Genomic DNA, 21,497 nt, shown 5'->3' on the forward strand with positions numbered 1-21,497 from the left:
ATTGAAGTCTTGGTAAAGAGCGAGTAGTGCCGTTACTTTGCAATTCGTTCCTAATTAAATTGTATTGTTATCAAGAAAGGCGGAGGGACTAGACCCTGTGAAACCTTGGCAACCCTTTCCGTAATGGAAAAGAAGGTGCTACATTCTATCCTAATTCAAAAGGACAGATAACTAAAGAAAGAACATAATTACCTTCCTTTCCTTACTTGATATCATATATTTTAAAGCGAACAAATAATTTGTTAAGCGTAAAATGAAGGATATAAAAGAAATTTTAAAAGAGCGTATTTTAATATTGGATGGTGCCATGGGTACTATGCTTCAACGTTATAAGTTTACCGAAGAAGATTTTAGGGGAGAACGCTTTAAGGATTGGGAACATCCGTTGCAAGGTAACAATGATTTGTTGTCGTTAACGCAACCCGATGCTATAGCAGATGTTCACCGTCAGTATTTTGATGCTGGGGCAGATATTGTAGAGACCAATACCTTTTCCGGGACTACGATTGCTATGGCAGATTATTTTATGGAAGATTTGGTGTATGAGCTCAACTATGAATCTGCGCGTATTGCCAAAATGGTAGCAGATGAGTTCACTGCAAAAGAACCAAATAAACCTCGTTTTGTAGCCGGTAGTATTGGACCCACCAATAAAACGGCAAGTATGTCACCAGATGTAAATGATCCAGGTTATAGGGCTATTTCTTTTGATGAGCTACGTATTGCATATAAACAACAGGTAGAAGCTTTATTAGATGGTGGGTCTGATATTTTATTGGTAGAAACCATTTTTGATACGCTCAATGCCAAGGCAGCATTATTTGCCATAGAAGAAGTTAAAGAAGAACGAAATATAGATGTTCCCATAATGGTTAGTGGTACTATTACCGATGCATCCGGTAGAACGTTATCGGGTCAAACGGCCGAGGCATTTTTAATATCCATATCTCACATTCCTATTTTATCGGTTGGGTTTAATTGTGCTTTAGGTGCAAACCAGTTGGTACCTCATTTAGAGGTGTTGTCCACCAAAAGTGAACATGCGGTCTCAGCGCACCCCAATGCCGGTTTGCCAAATGCATTTGGAGAGTATGACGAAACTCCTGAGCAAATGGCGGAACAGATTAAAGAATACGCGGAAAAAGGATTGGTAAATATAGTTGGCGGTTGTTGCGGAACCACTCCGGAACATATTACTGCGATTGCTGAGGTTGTGTCTAAGTATGAACCTAGAAAGTTGACAGCTGTCGGTTGATGGTTGTCAGTAAATAGTAACTGAATGGAATATACAGAATTAGAAGTGTGGAAAGAATCTAGGGTTTTGGCGAATTTGATATATAAAGTTTCTCAGCAGTTTCCTAAAGTTGAAATGTATGGGTTAACAAATCAGATACGTCGTTGTGCTGTTTCAGTTCCGTCAAATATAGCTGAAGGATGTGGAAGAAGAACAGCAGCAGATACTATCCAGTTTTTACATATTTCTAGAGGTTCTCTATATGAATTAGAAACTCAGTTATTCATTGCTTTGGATCAAGAATATTTGATTAAAGAAGATTTTGAATCGATTGCGAAGCAAATTTTAAAATGTAAAAAACTCATTAATGGGTTTATCAATTACTATAAAAAGACCAAATAATGTCTGGAAGTATTTCAAATAAACCATCAACTGACAACGGTCAACCGACAACTAAATACCTGAAATTGTCAGGTTTGGAACCCCTAATAGTCACTCCCGAAACCAACTTCATAAACGTTGGTGAGCGAACAAACGTTGCGGGTTCAAAAAAGTTTCTTCGTTTAGTAAAAGAGGAAAAGTTTGAAGAGGCGTTGGCAGTGGCTAGGGAGCAGGTTGAAAATGGTGCCCAGGTTATTGATATTAACATGGATGACGGATTGATCGATGGTAAACAGGCCATGGTGAAATTTTTAAACCTTGTTATATCAGAGCCGGATATTTCTCGTGTGCCTATTATGATCGACAGTTCTAAATGGGAAATCATTGAAGCTGGTCTGCAAGTTGTTCAAGGTAAATGTGTGGTAAACTCCATTAGCTTAAAAGAGGGCGAAGAGCAATTTATACACCATGCCAAACTCATAAAAAGATATGGTGCCGCGGTAATTGTTATGGCTTTTGATGAGGTAGGTCAGGCAGATAATTATGACCGTAGAATTGAAATAGCAAAACGTTCGTATGATGTTTTGGTGAACAAGGTAAATTTTGCACCAGAGGATATCATTTTCGACTTAAATATTTTTCCGGTAGCAACGGGAATGGATGAGCATAAATTAAATGCTGTTGATTTTATTGAAGCTACAAGATGGGTCCGTGAAAACTTGCCACATGCCAGTGTAAGTGGTGGCGTTAGTAATGTTTCGTTTTCATTTAGGGGCAATAACCCGGTGCGTGAGGCTATGCACTCGGTCTTCTTGTACCACGCTATAAAAGCAGGTATGAACATGGGTATTGTAAATCCTAGTATGCTAGAGGTGTATGATGATATTCCTAAAGATTTATTGGAGCATGTAGAAGACGTTATCTTAAATAGAAGAGATGATGCAACAGAGCGCTTATTAGATTTTGCAGAATCTGTAGTCGGTAAAACCAAGGAAAGTAAAATAGATCTTTCTTGGAGAGAAGAACCTTTACAGGATAGAATTACACGTGCCTTGGTAAAAGGTATTGATCAATATATTGTTGAAGATGTAGAAGAGGCTAGAGTAGCTGCCGATAAGCCAATAGAGGTTATTGAGGGCAACTTAATGACGGGTATGAACGTGGTGGGCGATTTATTCGGTAGCGGAAAAATGTTCTTGCCGCAGGTGGTAAAATCTGCCCGAGTGATGAAAAAGGCGGTAGCTTATTTATTACCCTATATTGAAGAAGAAAAGTTATTGAATCCGCAAGTTGGAGATTCTGATAATGCCGGCAAGATATTAATGGCAACCGTAAAGGGCGATGTTCATGATATAGGTAAAAATATTGTGGGTGTAGTATTGGCCTGTAACAATTATGAGATCGTTGATCTAGGCGTAATGGTGCCACCGGAAAAAATTATTGCAGCAGCTATTGAGCATAATGTAGATATTATAGGGCTTAGCGGATTAATTACCCCATCATTGGATGAGATGGTGCATTTGGCAAAGGAAATGCAACGTAAAGATTTCAAGATTCCGTTGTTGATCGGTGGGGCAACCACCAGTAAGGCACATACCGCGGTAAAGATCGATCCACAATATAAAGAGGCAGTAGTTCATGTAAACGATGCTTCTAGAGCGGTAACCGTGGTGGGCGATTTGTTGCAGAAAGAAACAGCTACGAGCTACAAGAAAAGTATAAAAGATGATTATGATGTGTTTAGGGAAAAGTTCTTGAACCGTTCATCCAGTAAAACATATAAGCCAATTTCTGCCGCACGTAGAAATAAGTTTAAAATAGATTGGAAAACTTCTGAAATTGTAAAACCGAACAATTTGGGTATTCAGGTGATCGAAGATTTAGATCTGAATCTTTTGGTTCCCTATATAGATTGGACTCCCTTCTTTAGAAGTTGGGAACTGCATGGTAAATATCCTGCAATATTGACCGATGATGTTGTAGGGGAACAAGCAACCGATTTATTTGCAGACGCTCAAGTGATGCTGAACAAGATAATTTCCGAAAAGAAATTAAAGGCTAAAGGTGTATTTGGACTGTTTCCTGCGAATTCCATTAATGACGATGATATTTTAGTCGATACTAGTTCAAGTTTAGAAGGGAATACAGGGTCGCTTAGCGGAGCCGAAACAGATGGAAACTATACTTTCCGTACCCTTCGCCAACAATTAGAGCGTAGGGAAGGAGTCGCAGATTATGCCTTGGCGGATTTTATTGCTCCAAAAGAATCTGGGAAACAAGATTACATGGGTTGTTTCTGTGTATCCACAGGGTTTGGTACTGCAGAAATGGCGGCGCAATATGAGAAAGACCTAGATGACTATAACTCCATCATGGTAAAGGCATTGGCGGATCGTTTAGCCGAAGCATTTGCTGAATACTTGCATAAAGAGGTGAGAACAGCGCATTGGGGTTATGCCGCCAATGAAGATCTGAGCAATGAAGATTTAATCAAGGAATCTTATAAAGGTATTCGTCCTGCGCCTGGTTATCCTGCTTGTCCCGATCACTTGGAAAAATTGACCATTTGGGATATTCTGAAAGTAAAGGAAACCATAGGTGTGGAGCTAACAGATAGTCTTGCCATGTGGCCGGCCGCATCTGTAAGTGGGTATTATTTTGGTAACCCGGAAGCCCGTTACTTTGGTCTTGGTAAAATAAAACTGGATCAAGTAAAGGATTTTGCGGAACGAAAGGGGATTTCGTTTGAAGAAGCCGAGAAATGGCTTGCACCAAATATAGTGGACTAATGCGTTAGGGATTGCAGCGGCATCTTTTTCTATTTCTGAACTGTGCCAATGTTAAGTAAAAAGAGTTGTTGAAATAGAAAAAATATAGCGAAAAGCCCGCCCGAACGCCCAAAGAAGAATTAAAGTAAATAAGCCTCTTGAAGGTTTGCTCATAACCAAGAGTAAAAGAATATAAAATGAAAGTTACAGACCATATCACCAATGCAAAGGGAAAAACACTTTTTTCTTTTGAGATTGTACCGCCGGTAAAGGGGAAAAATATTCAGGAATTGTACAATAATATTGATCCTTTAATGGAGTTTAACCCTCCGTTCATTGATGTGACTACATCGCGTGAAGAAACTATCTATATTAAGAAAGAAGGGCTTTTGGATAAGAAAACAACACGTATGAGACCTGGTACTGTAGGTATTTGTGCGTCTATTCAACATAAATATAATGTTGATACGGTGCCTCATGTGCTTTGTGGTGGTTTTACAAGGGAAGAGACGGAGTACATGTTGGTAGATTGTCATTATTTGGGCATACAGAATGTAATGGCTTTACGTGGTGATGCCCGTAGTGAGCAAAAGTATTTTGAACCTACAGAAGGCGGTCATCCATTTGCTATAGATTTGGTTAAGCAAGTGCAGGCATTAAACTGTGGTAAATATTTGCATGAAACTATAGAAAGCGAACACTGCAGTGATTTCTGTATTGGTGTGGCCGGTTATCCGGAAAAACATTTAGAATCTCCATCATTACAATCGGACCTAAAGCGATTAAAGGAAAAGGTAGATGCCGGTGCGGATTATGTGGTTACGCAAATGTTCTTTGATAATAAAAAGTATTTTGAATTTGTAGAAGCAGCAAAGGAAATTGGAATTACCGTACCTATTATACCGGGCATTAAGCCTATTGCCGTAAAGAGGCACATGCAATTATTGCCGCAGGTATTTAGAATAGATATGCCACAAGATTTAATAGAAGCTGTTGATGCTTGCGCCACCAATAAAGATGTACGTAAAGTGGGTATAGAATGGGCAATACAACAGTCTAAAGAATTGAAGGCGGCAGGTGTTCCTGTATTGCATTACTATTCTATGGGGAAATCCGATAATATTAAGGCGATAGCGGAAGCACTATTTTAAAGGTTTAGAAAGTATTTAGTAGAGCGTATTAAATACAAAATATCCGATAATGATAATACTTTGTACTTAATACTTCGTACTTGATACTTATAACTATTTTTGCCTACAATGAATTTTAAGTTTCTAACCATTGTAATGCTATCGGTAAGTTTTTGCTTTGCGCAAGAAGTTACCGAAAAAAAGAAGTACACGTTTGATGCCAACCAATTCTATGGTTCCATCATACTGCACAATCCAGATATTTCGCATTTGATCACATCGCACCCGGCAGGGGTTATTTTAAGTTATAACCGCAGAACGTATGGGGAAGAAGAATGGGAAGAGTTGTATAATTATCCGGATCTGGGTTACTCCTTTATTTATCAGAATACGAACAACAGCACGTTGGGCGATAATTATGGTTTGTATGCGCACTACAATTTTTACTTTTTTAGGCGGAACATGCAATTACGCGTAGGGCAAGGTATTGCATACGCTACTAATCCGTACGATAAAGAGACTAATTTTAGAAATAATGCCTACGGCTCGGATTTTTTAAGTTCAACCTACTTAATGCTGAACTATCATAAAGAGAATATTATAAAAGGATTGGGATTTAAGGCTGGTGTGTCCGTAATTCACTATTCCAACGCCAATTTTAGGGCACCGAATACGTCTACTAATACCTTGGCATTTAATGCCGGTTTTGTATATGATCTAGATGGTGGCGCTGAAATTGATTATGTACACAGGGAAAAGGAAAAATTGACTGAGCCATTACGTTACAATTTTGCGTTGAGAGCTGGTTTAAACGAGAGTGATGTTATTGATTCCGGTCAATATGGCTTTGTAGTGCTTTCTGCCTATGCCGATAAAAGGGTTGGAAGAAAAAGTGCTCTTCAAGTGGGAACAGATATATACTTTTCTAATTTTTTGAAAGAGTTGATCAGGTATCAAAGTATTGCTTTCCCAGAGAATAATGTGGATGCGGATGATGATTATAAAAGGGTAGGTGTATTTGCGGGTCATGAACTGTTCATTAATGAAATGTCCGTCATTTCACAATTTGGCTACTACGTGTATTATCCGTTCGATTTTGAAGGTCGCACCTATTTGCGTGTGGGATTAAAGCGCTATTTTGGAGATAGAGTTTTTGGGGCGGTAACCTTAAAGTCTCACGGCGCAAAAGCGGAAGCGGTAGAATTTGGGATAGGAATACGATTGTAGAAATATGATGTTAGAAAATAGAAAACATAAAATAGACATTTGGACAAAAGGGATGTGCCAAACATTTTTGACCTTCACTACTATGTTTGTTTTACTGGTCATAGCTAATTCTTGCGATTCAGAAAACGCTTCGGATTGTTTTCAGAGTACAGGTGATATGATACGAGAGGAAGTTACAGTAGCTGAATTTACGAGTATTACCGTATTTGAAAATGTGACTTTGGTTATAAAACAAGGCGACACTCAAAAAGTAGAAATAGAAACCGGTGAAAATCTTAGAAATGAGGTTTCTGCTGTTGTGGAAGATGGTCAATTATTACTGACCGATACGAACGATTGTAATTATGTAAGAGATTATGCTACCACTACGATCTACGTAACTACCCCTAATTTGACCAGTATACGTAGCAGTACAGGTTTTCCTATTAAGAGTGACGGGGTTTTGGCTTTTGATAGCTTAAGATTGTTGTCTGAAAGTTTTACGAATCCGGAAGCAGAAACAACAGATGGGGAATTTGATTTAGATTTAGAAGTGGCTTCGTTAAGTTTAACGGTTAACGGCATTGCCTATTTTAAGTTGAAAGGAACAGCGGAAAGTATGAGTATTACCATAGCTGCAGGTGATTCTAGAATTGAGGCTGAAGCATTGATCGCTGATCGGGTTACTATAAACCATAGAGGTTCAAATGATATTTTAGTGAATCCGCAAGAAAGTCTTACCGGAGTATTAAGGGGTACTGGCGATGTACAAAGCTATAACCGCCCGGAAACCGTTGAAGTGGAAGAATTGTATAACGGAAGATTGATTTTTGTGGAATGAATCCCATTTTAAAATATCTGAAAAATGTATTCGCTACTAAACGAGTGTTGGGAGATGACCCGACTTTGACCGGATTGGTAAAAGCAGATGCTGTTTTACAAGATATGTATGCCGATGATAAATTTCCAGGATTGGCAATTACGGTTTTAAAAGAAGGAAAAACCATTTTCCAAAAAGGGTATGGGTATGCGGATTTAGATACCAAAAAATATGTAGACCCAAAATCCTCAATTTTTAGAATTGCAAGTGTATCCAAGCCTATAGCGGCTACCGCATTGGCACATATGGTGCAAGAAGGATTGATCTCATTAGACAAATCTTTCTATGCCTATCTGCCAGATTACCCCAAGAAAAAGTGGGATTTCACTATTCGTCAATTGGCTAGCCACACTGCAGGTATACGTGTGTATAAAGGCAAGGAATTCGCCTTGAACGAACCTTTTGGCATAAAGGATAGTTTATCAATCTTTAAAAACGATCCGTTGGTATTTGAACCAGGTACCGAATATTTGTATAATAGTTTTGATTGGGTAATGATTTCGGCGGCCATGCAAGAAGCAAGTGGTATTCCGTTTGAAGCATATGTGCAGGAGAAAGTATTGGGTCTCTTGGGAATGAAAAACACATACATACCAAGAAGGCATCCTGATGATAACCTTAAGCAATCTGATATAGATGTGAATGCTATTGAAACATCCGAAGCACAGAACAATGTAACTTCATTTTATACCAAAAGTATGTCCGGGTTTAGAAAAGCGACTTCCGTAGACATCTTTTACAAGCTTGCTGGTGGAGGTTATTTATCAACTTCAGAAGATATTGCAAAATTCGGTCAGGCATTTTTAGATCAAAAAGTAGGAATAAAAGAAGCCGTTTTGAATCAATTTTTAACTGCTCAGCTAGTAAACGGTAATTCTACATACTACGGTTTAGGTTGGCAAGTAAGTGAAGATGCCAAAGGGCGTAAGTTTTTTGGACATGTGGGTAGTGGGGTAGGAGGGTATTCCAATTTTTTCGTGTATCCAAAAGAGCAATTGGTATTTTCAATTCTGATCAATAGTACAGACCCTAAAGTACAAGAAGATCTTGATGTTGTGATAGATAGTATATTGAACGTAACGTAAGTTTTAATAAAAAGTTACCAATGTTATTTAATAGTATACTCTTACAATTTTGACAACTTTTTTCAGTTAGTACTTAATATTTGTATCGTAAATATTAACAAACAACCAATCGTAATTATGAAAAAACCTAATTTATTTATCTTGTTCTTTTTAAGTATCATCATTTTTTCTTGTTCAAAAGATGATAGTAATGGCAGTTTCTCCGATGATATAGATCCAGATGGAGTTAATGTAAAAGAAGAAGTTTTATTAGATATAAATGCAACCTCTTCTGGAATTGCAATAGAAGGGGCTACATTGAATGATGGCGGAGTAACGCCAACAGGAGGTGTAGATTTTAGTTTGGATTATACTTCTCAAACTGCATTTCAAGACTATGGATTTGAAATAATTTTTGATGCACCAACAGATTTTGCCGGAGCCTATATTCAGTTGTTCGATGAAAATGGAATGGCAGATAGTTATATAGATGTACCTTCAAGTGCTACAGAAGCATATTATGGAGGCAAATTCTTATCAAAAGAAAGAAAAGATATTTTCACTAAAAAAGGAGCGTCTACCCAAAAAGATGAAGATACTGTAATAGATGTAAATTTTTCTAATACTGTTCCTGCCGGAACATTCTGTTATGCAATTTGTGTGTATGATAGCCAAGGTAACATTAGTCAACCAGTAGAAGTATGTGTAACAGTTGAGTCTTGGGGAGGTAATGTAAATCTTGTGGGCGACTGGGATTTTACAAAACAAATAGATAATGGAGAAACTATTGCAGTTGGTGAAGAAACATGTGAAAGTTATGACTCTACGCTAAATTGCGATAATGGAACTCAACGAGAGGTAGAACTGGATGAATGTTATACACTTAATAATCTACTGATTACATTTAATGAAAACGGGACCTATTTCTTTAGTCAAGAATCCAATTATAAAAGCTATGATTACGCTGCATCTAATGAGTCTTGCGAGGTTATATATGAAGAAGATGGTGGTGAGGCCTATACATCTTCAGGCAACTGGGCTTTTAACGAAGAGGAGAATATTTTGACCTTGGTAGAATTTGAATATACTGAAACTGGAGACGGTGAAACTTATACGGACGTAGAACCAGATGGTTACTTATTGTTAGAAGGAGAAATAAGACTTTCAGCTAATGAATTAATAATTTCAGAATCGGATACTTTTAATGGAGAAACAGAACTTTACGAATATTTTTTCAGTAAAAAGTAAGGACAAATAATTAGTTTGTTTAAAAGACCTCTTTCTAGAGGTCTTTTTTATTTCTATTGGTAATTCATGTTTAATTTAATTTTTAACACAAAACCTTCGTATTTTGAGATAGAAATTGAATTTTTTAAAATAATAAAACGGAAAACGACCATTTTTAAATATAATTACTACATTAGCCACAGATTACAAAAGTGATGACAAAACAATATTTCTGGAACGGTTTTTATTTTTACTTCTTTTTTAAGAGAGGTACGGGACTGTTGTAGTATATTTTAAATATAAAATAGAATCTAAGTTCCGATGTACATCGGAACTTTTTTTTTGAATAAAACGGAGCAAAAGTGAGTCTAAAAATAGCCATACAGGGAATAAAGGGCAGTAACCACCATCAAGTGGCAAAAGATTGTTATGGAGATGATATTGAGTTGGTAGAATGCCTTTCTTTTGATGCTCTGGTAGATAAGTTGTTGACCAAAGAAGCGGATCAGGGTGTTATGGCCATTGAAAATTCCATTGCAGGATCGATCATTCCTAATTATGCTTTGGTAAACCATAATGACCTACACATCATTGGGGAGTATTATTTAAACATCCATCACAATTTAATGGTATTAAAAGGCCAGAAGATTGAGGATATAACAGAAGTAAGTTCACACCCAATGGCACTATTGCAGTGTAAGGAATATTTTAGACAATATCCGCATATAAAATTGGTGGAAGACGTAGATACTGCAGAGACCGCAAAACGAATTCAAAAAGAAAAACTTAAGCATGTAGCGGCTATTGCTCCTAACGTTGCGGCAGAATTATATGGGTTGGACATCGTAGCGAACGACATACAAACCATTCAAAATAATGCTACGCGTTTTATCATTGTAAAAACAAAAAATGATGCACTGCCAGAGGCAGAGATCAGTAAGGCATCTTTACGGTTTTTAACAGACCATAAAAGAGGTAGTTTGGCGGCAGTGCTTAATGTTATGAGCGATTGTAGATTGAATTTAACCAAAATACAGTCGTTACCGGTGATAGAAACACCTTGGAAATATGCTTTTTTTGTTGATGTAACTTTTAATGATTATGCAGATTTTACGAAGGCTAAAAGTCTATTGAACATCATGGCGGAAGACTTTAAGATTTTGGGTGAATATAAAAATGTAAGACAATGATACGTACTGCCAAAAGGTTAGATACCATACAGGAATACTACTTCTCAAAAAAATTGAGAGAAGTTCGTGGTTTAATGGCACAAGGTAAACCTATCATTAATATGGGTATTGGTAGTCCTGATCTGGCTCCGTCCCAAGAGGTTTTAAAAGCCATACAAGCAGCAGTGTTAGAGACCGGTGCGCACCAATACCAAAGTTACCAAGGCTTGCCTCAGTTAAGAGATGCCATAGCCAATTTTTATAAGAATAAATTTAGTGTTGCCGCAGACGCAAATACCGAAATTTTGCCATTAATGGGATCTAAGGAAGGTATTATGCATATAAGCCTTGCTTTTTTGAACGAGGGTGATGAGGTATTAATACCAAATCCTGGGTACCCAACATACACCTCTGTAACCAATTTGATAGGGGCCGTGCCAAAATACTATGATTTAACCGCTGATAATGGTTGGTTTCCAGATTTGGAGGCATTGGCAAAGCAAGATTTATCAAGGGTAAAGGTGATGTGGTTAAGCTATCCTCATATGCCAACAGGTGCTACGGCAACCAAAGAGCAGTTTATAAAGATGGTGGCATTTGCCCAAGATCATGATATTTTATTGGTGAACGATAATCCATATAGTTTTGTCCTGAATGACGAACCTGCCAGTATTTTAAGCTTGCCCAATGCAAAAAAGGTGTGTTTAGAATTGAATTCTTTGAGTAAAACGTTCAACATGGCCGGCTGGCGTGTAGGTTTTGTTTTGGGTAGCGATGAGCATATCAATGCTATTTTAAAGGTGAAGAGCAATATGGACTCCGGTATGTTCTACGGAATACAAAAAGGGGCAATTGCCGCTTTGAATAGCAGTGATGACTGGTTTAAGGAACTAAATGAAATTTATGGTAAGCGAAGAGAATTGATCTATAAGTTGGTAGACAAGCTTGGATGTTCATATGATCGTAACGCAGTAGGCATGTTCGTTTGGGCCAAATTGCCGGAAGGCAGTGTATCATCAGAAGAGTTCATAGATGATATTTTATATAATAAAGATCTGTTTATTACGCCAGGAACCATTTTTGGGAGTAATGGTGAAGGCTATATTCGTTTTTCACTATGTATAACGGAGCATAAAATAGAAGAGGCAATAAAAAGATTTGAATAATAGGTCTTAAGACTAAAGCGTAGCTTTAAAATGAATGTATTTGTAATAGGTATCGGTTTAATAGGAGGTTCTTTGGCGAAAGACATAAAGTCGGCATTCGACAATGTTACCGTTTATGGCATAGAATCTAATGAGGCAAACTTGGCTGAAGCATTGTCTTTGGGTATTATAGATAAAAAAGCTACCTATCAAGATTTACAATTGGCAGATATGGTCATTGTAAGTATACCGGTAGATGTTATGGTTACCGAGCTTCCTGTTATTTTGAATGCCGTTCATGAAGATTGTGTTGTTTTTGATGTTGGGTCTACCAAATCCATGATTTGCAAGGTGTTGGAAAATCATCCTAAGAGAAGAAACTTTTTGGCATGTCATCCTATTGCAGGAACGGAGTTTTCGGGTCCGTCCGCAGCGATCAACAATTTATTCAAAGACAAAACAAATATTATTTGTGAGGTAGAGTTAACGGCATTTAAGCTCCAAGAAAGAGCGTTAAAAGTTTTTCAAGCTATTGGCATGAGAATACGTTATATGAACCCCGTTGCTCATGATAAGCATATTGCATACGTATCCCATTTATCGCACATAAGTTCGTTCATGTTGGGTAAAACAGTGATCGAGAAAGAGAAGAACGAGCGTGATATTTTTGACATGGCCGGTAGTGGGTTTGAAAGCACGGTGCGTTTGGCAAAGAGTTCTCCTGCCATGTGGACACCTATTTTTAAACAGAATAAGGAGAATGTGGTAGAAACTTTGGAGGAGTACATTCAAAATCTAACCGCATTTAAGGAACTGTTGTTGAAAGATGATTATGAGGGCATTTATAATGAAATGAATAATACGAATAAGATTAAAGGAATATTAAAAAGAAATACCGTTAAACAAGAAATAGAATAAGTAAAAATGGAAAATTCAAAACAAATGAGAACATGGTTGGATGATTTAAACCTTGACCATCCACTAGTAATAGCAGGGCCATGTAGTGCGGAAACCGAGGAGCAGGTGTTAGGTATAGCACACTCCCTAAAAGATACCGATGTAAACTATTACAGAGCAGGTATATGGAAGCCACGTACTCGCCCAGGAAATTTTGAAGGTGTAGGAGCTTTGGGGCTTAAGTGGCTTCAAAAGGTAAAAGCTGAAACAGGTATGAAAACGGCTACCGAGGTGGCCAACCGTGCTCATGTAGAATTAGCTTTAGAGCATGATATAGACTTATTATGGATAGGGGCAAGATCAACCGTTAGTCCGTTCATTATGCAAGAATTGGCAGATGCACTTAAGGGTACCGACAAGGTTGTATTGGTAAAGAACCCGGTAAATCCAGATTTAGCTTTATGGTTAGGCGGTATTGAAAGGTTACATACGGCAGGTATTAAAAAGTTGGGTGCAATTCATAGAGGATTCTCTACATATGAGAAAACCAAGTATAGAAATATACCGGAATGGCAAATGGCGATCGAATTTCAGAACAGATTTCCAGATTTACCTTTGATCAACGATCCATCTCATATCACAGGTAAAAGAGATATGATCTTTGATGTTTCTCAGACTGCTTTAGATTTAAATTTCGACGGATTAATGATCGAAACGCACCATGATCCAGATAATGCATGGAGTGATGCCGCACAACAGGTAACTCCAGAGAAATTGGTTCAGATTATGAGAGACCTAAAAATTAGAAAAGAGAGTGATCCAGAGGCGGAATACAATGCCCAGTTGAGTAACTTAAGAGCTCAGATAGATGTTATTGACAGTCAATTGATAGAAACATTGGGTAAGAGAATGAAAGTTTCGGACGGTATTGGTGAGCTTAAAAAGCAAAAAAACGTTGCTGTATTACAATCTAATAGATGGAACCAAATTTTAGGTGCAATGATACTTGAAGGGGAAAGTAAAGGACTTAGTGAGGAATTTGTTCTTCGTATGTTCAAGGCTATTCATCAAGAGTCTATAAACCACCAGGAAAAGATAGTGAACGGTTAAGGATAGCTTAACATTATAAAAACAAAACATCCGTAATATGCGGATGTTTTTTTATGCCTTAATTTTATTAAGTAAGAAAAATAATACATTTTAACAATATCCCTAATTTACAGTCGTTAGGGGTCTAAAGAACCATTTTAACCAATTAAAAAGTATGAAGAAAGTAGTATTGTTTACGTTCATGTTAATGGCATCATTTGCTGTTAAGGCCCAATCTTATATAGGCTTTTTAACAGATAATTACAGCGGTGTAAATAGCGTAATCTCTAACCCTGCAAATATTGCAGATTCACGTTTTAAAACAGATATCAATTTAATAGGAGCCAGTGGTTTTTTGGCTAATGACTATATAGGTGTAGGGTATTCTGATTTTGTTTCCAGTGATTTTGATTATGATACAGATGCCTTATTGACCCTTTCGGATAACAATAATTTTTCTGGTAATGTAGATGTGTTAGGTCCTTCGTTTATGTTTAATGTTGGTAGAAAATCTTCTATTGCCATATTTACAAGAGCAAGAAGTTTTGTAACTGGAAATGAATTTAATGGAGAAAGTATTGATGACCTTGATGATAGTATTGATGAAAGTCAAGACTTTTTGGTAAACGAAGGTGATTTCTTTGCCGCCGGTCATGGTTGGGCAGAAGTGGGGATCACGTATGCACAAGAATTAATGAATAAAGAAGAGCATTTCTTAAAAGGTGGTCTGTCATTTAAATATTTGAAAGGATTTGGTAATGCCTATGTGGCCGGTATAAATGTAACTATTGATTATGATGCGGATGGCGCTACATTACCGGATAATTCTACTATTGGAACTTTAGCATCTACAGGAGATTTAATTTATGGGCGTGCCGATCAGTATGATGTAGAAGACTACGATTATGAAGTGCCAGATGCAAACGGATTCGGGTTTGACCTGGGACTCGTTTATGAATGGAGACCGGATTATGAAGATTATGTGGTTACGGGTGCTGATGGAGAAAAAACCGTCATGAAAGATAAAAATAAGTATAAACTAAAATTTGGTTTATCACTTACTGATATTGGTGCTGTAAACTATAAAGGTAGTTTGGTAGATACCTATAATATCAATAATACCATTACACAAGACGATTATGATAATATAGAGGATTCAGATGATCTTCAAAATTTATATACGTTCACTCAAGCTACGGAAGATTTAAAGGCAGGGTTGCCAACGGCATTACATTTTAATGCAGATTGGAATATTAAAAATCATTTTTATTTGAATTTCAACACTGATATTTCTATGCGTTCTGCAGGTGAGAATAATTTGCGAACTGCAAATGTATTCTCATTGACCCCACGTTTTGAGAGTAAGTGGTTTAGTTTCTATTTGCCTGTAAGTAGCTATCAGTATAGTGGTTTACAAGTAGGTGCAGGCTTACGTGCCGGTCCTCTTTATCTTGGGTCTGGATCATTGATCTCTACATTTACAAAAAATGAAATACAAGGAGCAGATGTATATGCAGGGTTGAAAATTCCGGTATACTATGGTCAGCCAAAAGATTCAGATGGAGATGGTATTCCAAATAAAGAAGACGGTTGCCCAAAAAAGGCAGGCCCAATAGAAAATAACGGTTGTCCTTGGGGAGATACCGATGGCGATTCGGTATTGGATAATGAGGATCAATGTCCAGATGAAGTAGGACCTGCAGAAAACAATGGATGCCCATGGGTTGATAGTGATGGCGATACTATATTGGATAACGAGGATCAATGTCCAGATGAAGCAGGACCTGTAGAGAATAATGGGTGTCCTTGGCCAGATAGTGACGGAGATTCAGTTCTTGATAAAGATGATAATTGTCCTGATGAAATGGGTACTGTAGCAAATAACGGTTGTCCAGAACCGGTTGTTACGGCTGAGGTTCAAAAGTCGTTGAACGAGTATGCAAAAACTATTTTGTTCAACACAGGAAAATCAACATTAAAGGATGAGTCAACACCGGTATTGGTTGATATCATCGGTATTTTAAACGAATATCCCAATGCAAATTTCACTATTGAAGGGCATACGGATAGTATAGGTTCAGAAACTACCAATCAAAAATTATCGGAGAAAAGAGCTCAAGCTGTTCTACAATTTTTAATAGATGGCGGTATTTCACCAGCAAGATTGACCGCTATTGGTTATGGGGAAAGTAAGCCAATTGCTACCAATATGTATAAAGACGGTAGACAGAAAAACAGACGTGTTGAGATTAACTTGGCACAGTAGCTATACAAAGATTAGGTACTATAAAAGCCCGGTAAAACCGGGCTTTTTTTATGTGTATTAGTGCTATCTTTTAAAGATATATCGGGTAATGAAAATGCCTTGCCCATCTGTGTTACCGGCATCAGCTTCTACACCACTGGTTACAAAAACAAGTTCCCATCCATTTTGTGCCATATCACTTAGTTTAGATGAAATAAGTGCATCGTTTGCCGCAATGTTCTGAAAGCGAATACCGGCCACATTATAGAAATTAAGCAGTTTGGTCTCTTCAAAATCCTTTACGCGAATATCACTGCGTTTAGATTTATTTCGGGTGTTATCTTCCTCGGTCTGTTCAGAGGTGAACTCCTTAAAATCTCGATCTGCATTGGCATCTATAATTCGTGATCGTCCTAATCCACTAGGTACTATAGATTCTACACTGGTAACAACTTTGTATTCCTGTGCCGTAGATGTGGTAATTGCAGTTAGGGCAAATAGGACAAGTAAGATGATTTTTTTCATGATGATGGTTTTTACGTTTATTTAAAGATTGTACGGTGAAAGTATAAGGTATAATGAAGAATGCAAAGAATACAACTTTATATCATTGTAAATTGATGCTTTACCATTACAGTAGCTTAAAAAAAAAGACCCGATACTATAAGCATCGGGTCTTATGATAAATAAAGTTTTGTTCTATTGAATAGAGAAATCAAATACCGATTGGTTCTCTCTACCTTGTGGAACCTGACCTTGGTAAATAAAGCAATATTCCCCTGGTTCTAACGTATCTGGAGTAACTTTGAACTTGTTACCTTCAATTTCCTCTATAGCAAAATTTAGTGCGTATTTTGGATCAATACCGCTGCTACTGGTAATCCAGCTACTTTTTCCGGTAATAACCTCTCTAAGGTTCTTTTTCTCTTTAACGGTAAGTTTTACCAAAACAAACTCGTTAGGGTTACTTGCCATTCTAAACCACCAGTTGAAGATTCCTGTATCGCCACCTTGGTTGTTTTGCATATTATCTACTTGGGTAACACTTGGGTCAAAAATGAAAGTAAATTCAGGCTGACTTTGGCGTATAACGTTGTTCGATTTTGTTTTTGGTAATTGTGCTTTTTTCTTGGCGTTGATTAAACCGGAAACTAATTTTTGTGCCACTTGGTTAGAGTTTGCCCCAGAAAATACGCTTGGTTGAACCAATTTGTCTTCACCATTGACATCGGTATAGTAAATACCGGTCTTGGACATTGTGTTTTGTTTTGATTTGTCCATAATCAAAGAAAGAACCTCAGAAGATACACCTGCGTTTTTCATTTGCCCTAGAGCGGTTATAGATGCGTCAAATTTTACATCGGAAGTATTTATTTTATCGATAATCATGTAATCGTCAAAACCAAGTTCCACCATTTGAATGACAGATTCGTTTGTAATAGTTTCTTGGGCAGCCCCAAAAGTGAATACTGATAACGTGAACATCAGTAATGATTTTTTAATAAATTTCATTTTCTTGTATTTGGTTATTATTCAGCGATCTAGTTCTATTTTCAAATTTATGTTAATTTTTATATTTAAAGCAGTTACTTTGTATAAAAGGACGGATTTTAGGATAAATGGTAGGAATTGTTTATAAATCTACGGGAAGTTGGTACACTGTTAAGGCAGTAAATGGTGATTTCTATGAATGTAGAATAAAAGGAAAGTTTAGAATAAAAGGTATTAAAAGCACCAACCCTGTGGCAGTTGGTGATAGCGTGCGCTTTGAGGTTGAGACCATTGGTGACGATACCATAGGTATTATCAATGAAATAGAGGATCGTAAAAATTACATAATTCGTAAATCTGTAAACCTTTCAAAGCAGACCCATATCATAGCTGCCAATTTAGATCAGGTCTTTTTATTGGTAACCTTGAACAATCCGCCCACATACCCTGTTTTTATAGATCGATTTCTGATCACTGCAGAAGCATATGAAATTCCGGTTGTTTTACTTTTTAACAAGATAGATACATACGTACCGGAAGAGTTGGACGAGATTAAATTTTTAGCGGCTCTTTACAGAAATATAGGGTACACTTGTATAGGTATTTCTGCGGCAACGGGCAAGAACGTGGATAAGGTCAAAGAAATAATGAAAGGAAAAACATCTATGTTTTCCGGTCATTCTGGAGTTGGTAAATCTACCTTGGTAAACGCCATAGAGCCAGATTTGGATATTAAGACCAAACAAATTTCTCAACAACACGCACAAGGGCAACATACCACTACTTTTGCGGAAATGTTCGATTTAAGTTTTGATGCTAGAATTATAGATACGCCCGGTATTAAGGGTTTTGGTATTGTGGATATGGAAAAAGAGGAAATAGGAAACTATTTTCCAGAGTTCTTTGAACTAAAACAAGACTGTAAATTTAATAATTGTATTCACGTAGATGAGCCTAAGTGTGCGGTTAAAGATGCCTTGGAAACTGGTGATATAGCATGGAGCAGATATAACAGTTATTTACAGATGATAAAAGGAGAAGACGAGAATTATAGGGTAGACATTCACGATGATAAAAAATGAGAGTAGTACTACAAAGAGTTTCTAAGGCAAGTGTAACGGTTGAGGAAAAAAGAATTAGTTCCATAAATGAGGGAGTGCTCATTTTTGTAGGAATTGAGAATGAGGACACCCAAGTTGATATAGACTGGTTAACGAATAAAATAGCGAACCTTCGCATTTTTAACGATGAGAACGGAGTGATGAACACCTCGCTTTTAGATACTGGTGGAGATGCAATAGTAGTCAGTCAGTTCACATTACATGCTAGTACCAAAAAAGGCAATCGTCCATCTTACATAAAAGCGGCAAGCCCAGCGGTAGCAGTGCCTTTGTACGAAGCCTTTATTACAACATTAGAATCTAAACTTACTAAAAAAGTAGGTACAGGTGTCTTTGGTGCAGATATGAAAGTAGAATTGTTGAATGATGGCCCTGTTACCATAATGATTGATACGAAGGATAAAACTTAGAGTTTAATAATTATTCATCATATTTTGTAAGAAAAATTATATTTTATCGTTAGTATTGCTCAGCCAAACTAAAAATAATGCGAATTTTACTATTGAGCTTGATCTTTACCACGGTCGTAAATGCTCAGACCAATTACTCCGTTTCCTCTATAGACGGACCATTAAAAGAAAATGCGAATGCAGTTGTACGCTTAGATGAAACCATTGTAGAAATTACCGCAAAAAATAAGATGCAGGTAACCAACCATAGGGTAATTACTATACTTAAAAAAGCTGGTGAGAATTCAATAAAGCCATATGCATTTTATAGTCCCAATACTAAAATAACAAATATTTTAGCCCTAGTTTACAATGACCAAGGTGAGGAAATAGAAAAAATCAAAAAAAAGGATTTTTATGATATTAGCGCTGTTGATGGAGGAACTTTATATGGCGATTCAAGGGTTAAGGTGTTTAGGTATACGCCAACTTCTTATCCGTATACAGTAGATTTTACTTATACCTATACTACACCTAATACAGCATTTCTTCCAAGATGGATGCCCATTGATGATTATATGGTTAGTGTTGAGAAAAGCTCTTTCAACATGAAAATAATCGAGTCGTTACAATGGAGAAAGAAAGAGAAAAACTTTAAGGATTATGATATCATAAATAACTCATCTAAATCTGTTATTAGCTATGAGATGAATCAAATTCCTGCACAAAAAAAAGAAGCTTTAAGTCCTTCTTTTTATTACTATGAGCCCCAACTTATGATTGCCTTGAACGAGTTTCATTTAGAGGGGGTAGATGGTTATGCCAAAGATTGGGAATCTATGGGGAATTGGCAATTTAAAAGCTTGCTTGCCGATCGCGATCAATTGCCGGAGCATACCGTAAGGCTAATAACAGAAAAACTTTCAGGTATTACCGATCGTGAGGAAAAAATAAAGAAAATATATGAATATGTACAAAATAATACCCGTTACATATCTGTACAACTTGGTATAGGGGGGTGGCAACCAATAGCTGCAGAAGAGGTAGATAGGGTTAAATATGGAGACTGTAAAGGCTTGACCAATTATACAAAGGCGCTATTAAAATCTCAAGGTATAGAGTCTTACTACAGTGTAGTTCATGCTGGTAAATCAAAACTTGGGATGGAAAAAGATTTTGCGATCATGCAAGGCAACCATGTTATTTTAAACGTACCTAACCAAGAAAATGATATTTGGCTAGAATGTACAAGTCAAAAAATCCCGTTTGGCTTTTTAGGTGATTTTACAGATGATAGGGATGTGCTCGTAATTAAACCATCTGGAGGTGAAATTAAGCATACCCACAAATATTTGAACGATAATAATTTACAAAAAACCGTAGGTGAAATGGTAGTTACGGATACAGGTGGTATAACCGCCAATCTGGAAATTGAGACCTATGGTATTCAGTATGATAAACACGCTGAAGTTCTATCAATGTCTGAAAAAGATAAAAACGATTATTACACGGAATATTGGAATAATATCAATGGATTAAGCATAGGCGAGACAATTTTTGATCATGATAAGAACAATATTAAATTAACTGAAAAAATAACGTTGTCAGCACAATCATATGTTACTAAAATGGGCAATGACTTATTGTTTAAACCCAATGCTTTTAATGCCAATAAATATGTTCCGAATCGGTATAGTGATAGAAAATTATCTTTTGAAATAGATAGAGGTTATACAGACAATGATGAAATAGATATAAAACTGCCAATAAATTATAAGTTGGGGAAATTACCTTCTCCGGTAATCATTACTTCAGAGTTTGGCAACTATGAAATGTCATTAGAGAAAATTAGTGAAAATCAATTGCGTTATAAGCGAAAAATTCAGTTGAAGAGTGGGCTCTACGATAAAAGTAAATATGATGGTTATCGTGACTTTCGAAAGAAAATTAAAAAATATGATAACACTAAAATTGTATTAAGTAAAATACCTCAGGGCCAGCCCACGAAGCATTTAAAGTAAATAAATTTTTAAGTTCTAGGTAAGTCTTGGGGTATAATAC

General features: G+C 36.9%; 18 protein-coding genes and 1 riboswitch. Of the genes, 16 read left to right on the plus strand and 2 right to left on the minus strand.

The features are described 5' to 3' along the window. Positions 1–64: 64 nt before the first annotated feature. A riboswitch (SAM riboswitch) is annotated at positions 65–174 on the plus strand. Between the two features lie 79 nt (positions 175–253). The 13 genes from PXC01_RS17075 to PXC01_RS17135 all read left to right on the plus strand — a co-directional run bounded on the left by PXC01_RS17075 (position 254) and on the right by PXC01_RS17135 (position 16,456). Then, entirely contained in the window at positions 254–1,255 is a 1,002-nt protein-coding gene (locus PXC01_RS17075; RefSeq protein WP_276473496.1) for a homocysteine S-methyltransferase family protein, read from the plus strand. 24 nt (positions 1,256–1,279) lie between these two features. Further along, positions 1,280–1,636 carry a four helix bundle protein gene (locus PXC01_RS17080; RefSeq protein ID WP_276473497.1) on the plus strand — a complete coding sequence of 119 codons (357 nt, stop codon included), beginning with the start codon at positions 1,280–1,282 and terminating at the stop codon, positions 1,634–1,636. Continuing rightward, a complete protein-coding gene (gene metH / locus PXC01_RS17085; RefSeq protein WP_276473498.1) occupies positions 1,636–4,404 on the plus strand; it encodes a methionine synthase in 2,769 nt (922 codons plus the stop codon). The genes PXC01_RS17080 and metH overlap by 1 nt, the downstream gene beginning before the upstream one ends. Positions 4,405–4,580: 176 nt before the next feature. Next, the gene (gene metF, locus PXC01_RS17090) at positions 4,581–5,534 is read left to right on the plus strand and encodes a methylenetetrahydrofolate reductase [NAD(P)H] (RefSeq protein ID WP_276473499.1); all 954 of its coding nucleotides are present in this window, start codon (positions 4,581–4,583) and stop codon (positions 5,532–5,534) included. Between the two features lie 108 nt (positions 5,535–5,642). Then, positions 5,643–6,740, plus strand: coding sequence for an acyloxyacyl hydrolase (locus PXC01_RS17095; RefSeq protein ID WP_276473500.1), 1,098 nt, complete (start codon positions 5,643–5,645; stop codon positions 6,738–6,740). 4 nt (positions 6,741–6,744) lie between these two features. Further along, on the plus strand, positions 6,745–7,560 hold the full coding sequence (locus tag PXC01_RS17100; protein ID WP_276473501.1) for a head GIN domain-containing protein: 816 nt from the start codon (positions 6,745–6,747) through the stop codon (positions 7,558–7,560). Beyond that, complete coding sequence (locus PXC01_RS17105) at positions 7,557–8,684, plus strand: serine hydrolase domain-containing protein (protein ID WP_276473502.1); 1,128 nt, start codon at positions 7,557–7,559, stop codon at positions 8,682–8,684. The genes PXC01_RS17100 and PXC01_RS17105 overlap by 4 nt, the downstream gene beginning before the upstream one ends. 117 nt (positions 8,685–8,801) lie before the next feature. Next, positions 8,802–9,911 carry a hypothetical protein gene (locus PXC01_RS17110; RefSeq protein ID WP_276473503.1) on the plus strand — a complete coding sequence of 370 codons (1,110 nt, stop codon included), beginning with the start codon at positions 8,802–8,804 and terminating at the stop codon, positions 9,909–9,911. Positions 9,912–10,252: 341 nt separating this feature from the next. Further along, complete coding sequence (locus PXC01_RS17115) at positions 10,253–11,080, plus strand: prephenate dehydratase (protein ID WP_058105328.1); 828 nt, start codon at positions 10,253–10,255, stop codon at positions 11,078–11,080. Beyond that, entirely contained in the window at positions 11,077–12,225 is a 1,149-nt protein-coding gene (locus PXC01_RS17120; protein ID WP_276473504.1) for a pyridoxal phosphate-dependent aminotransferase, read from the plus strand. The genes PXC01_RS17115 and PXC01_RS17120 overlap by 4 nt, the downstream gene beginning before the upstream one ends. Before the next feature lie 30 nt (positions 12,226–12,255). Further along, on the plus strand, positions 12,256–13,122 hold the full coding sequence (locus PXC01_RS17125) for a prephenate dehydrogenase (protein ID WP_074669866.1): 867 nt from the start codon (positions 12,256–12,258) through the stop codon (positions 13,120–13,122). A 6-nt stretch (positions 13,123–13,128) separates the two neighbouring features. Next, positions 13,129–14,211, plus strand: coding sequence for a bifunctional 3-deoxy-7-phosphoheptulonate synthase/chorismate mutase type II (locus PXC01_RS17130; protein WP_276473505.1), 1,083 nt, complete (start codon positions 13,129–13,131; stop codon positions 14,209–14,211). A 154-nt stretch (positions 14,212–14,365) separates the two neighbouring features. After that, a complete protein-coding gene (locus PXC01_RS17135; RefSeq protein ID WP_276473506.1) occupies positions 14,366–16,456 on the plus strand; it encodes a DUF5723 family protein in 2,091 nt (696 codons plus the stop codon). Between the two features lie 63 nt (positions 16,457–16,519). On the opposite strand, the gene PXC01_RS17140 is transcribed toward PXC01_RS17135, so the two are convergent. After that, entirely contained in the window at positions 16,520–16,960 is a 441-nt protein-coding gene (locus tag PXC01_RS17140) for a hypothetical protein (RefSeq protein ID WP_276473507.1), read from the minus strand. 174 nt (positions 16,961–17,134) lie between these two features. Continuing rightward, positions 17,135–17,947: a hypothetical protein gene (locus PXC01_RS17145; RefSeq protein ID WP_276473508.1), complete on the minus strand. Its 813-nt coding sequence runs from the start codon at positions 17,945–17,947 to the stop codon at positions 17,135–17,137. Positions 17,948–18,054: 107 nt separating this feature from the next. On the opposite strand from PXC01_RS17145, the gene rsgA reads away from it, so the two are divergent. The 3 genes from rsgA (at position 18,055) to PXC01_RS17160 (ending at position 21,457) form a co-directional block, all read left to right on the plus strand. Beyond that, complete coding sequence (gene rsgA / locus PXC01_RS17150) at positions 18,055–19,008, plus strand: ribosome small subunit-dependent GTPase A (protein ID WP_276473509.1); 954 nt, start codon at positions 18,055–18,057, stop codon at positions 19,006–19,008. Further along, a complete protein-coding gene (dtd, locus tag PXC01_RS17155; RefSeq protein WP_276473510.1) occupies positions 19,005–19,457 on the plus strand; it encodes a D-aminoacyl-tRNA deacylase in 453 nt (150 codons plus the stop codon). Before rsgA ends, dtd begins: the two co-directional genes overlap by 4 nt. Before the next feature lie 77 nt (positions 19,458–19,534). After that, positions 19,535–21,457 (plus strand): DUF3857 domain-containing protein, encoded by a 1,923-nt coding sequence (locus PXC01_RS17160; RefSeq protein WP_276473511.1) that lies wholly within the window; start codon positions 19,535–19,537, stop codon positions 21,455–21,457. The last annotated feature ends 40 nt before the right edge of the window (positions 21,458–21,497 follow it).

Source organism: Maribacter huludaoensis (assembly GCF_029350945.1).
GTDB classification, from domain to species: Bacteria; Bacteroidota; Bacteroidia; order Flavobacteriales; family Flavobacteriaceae; genus Maribacter; species Maribacter huludaoensis.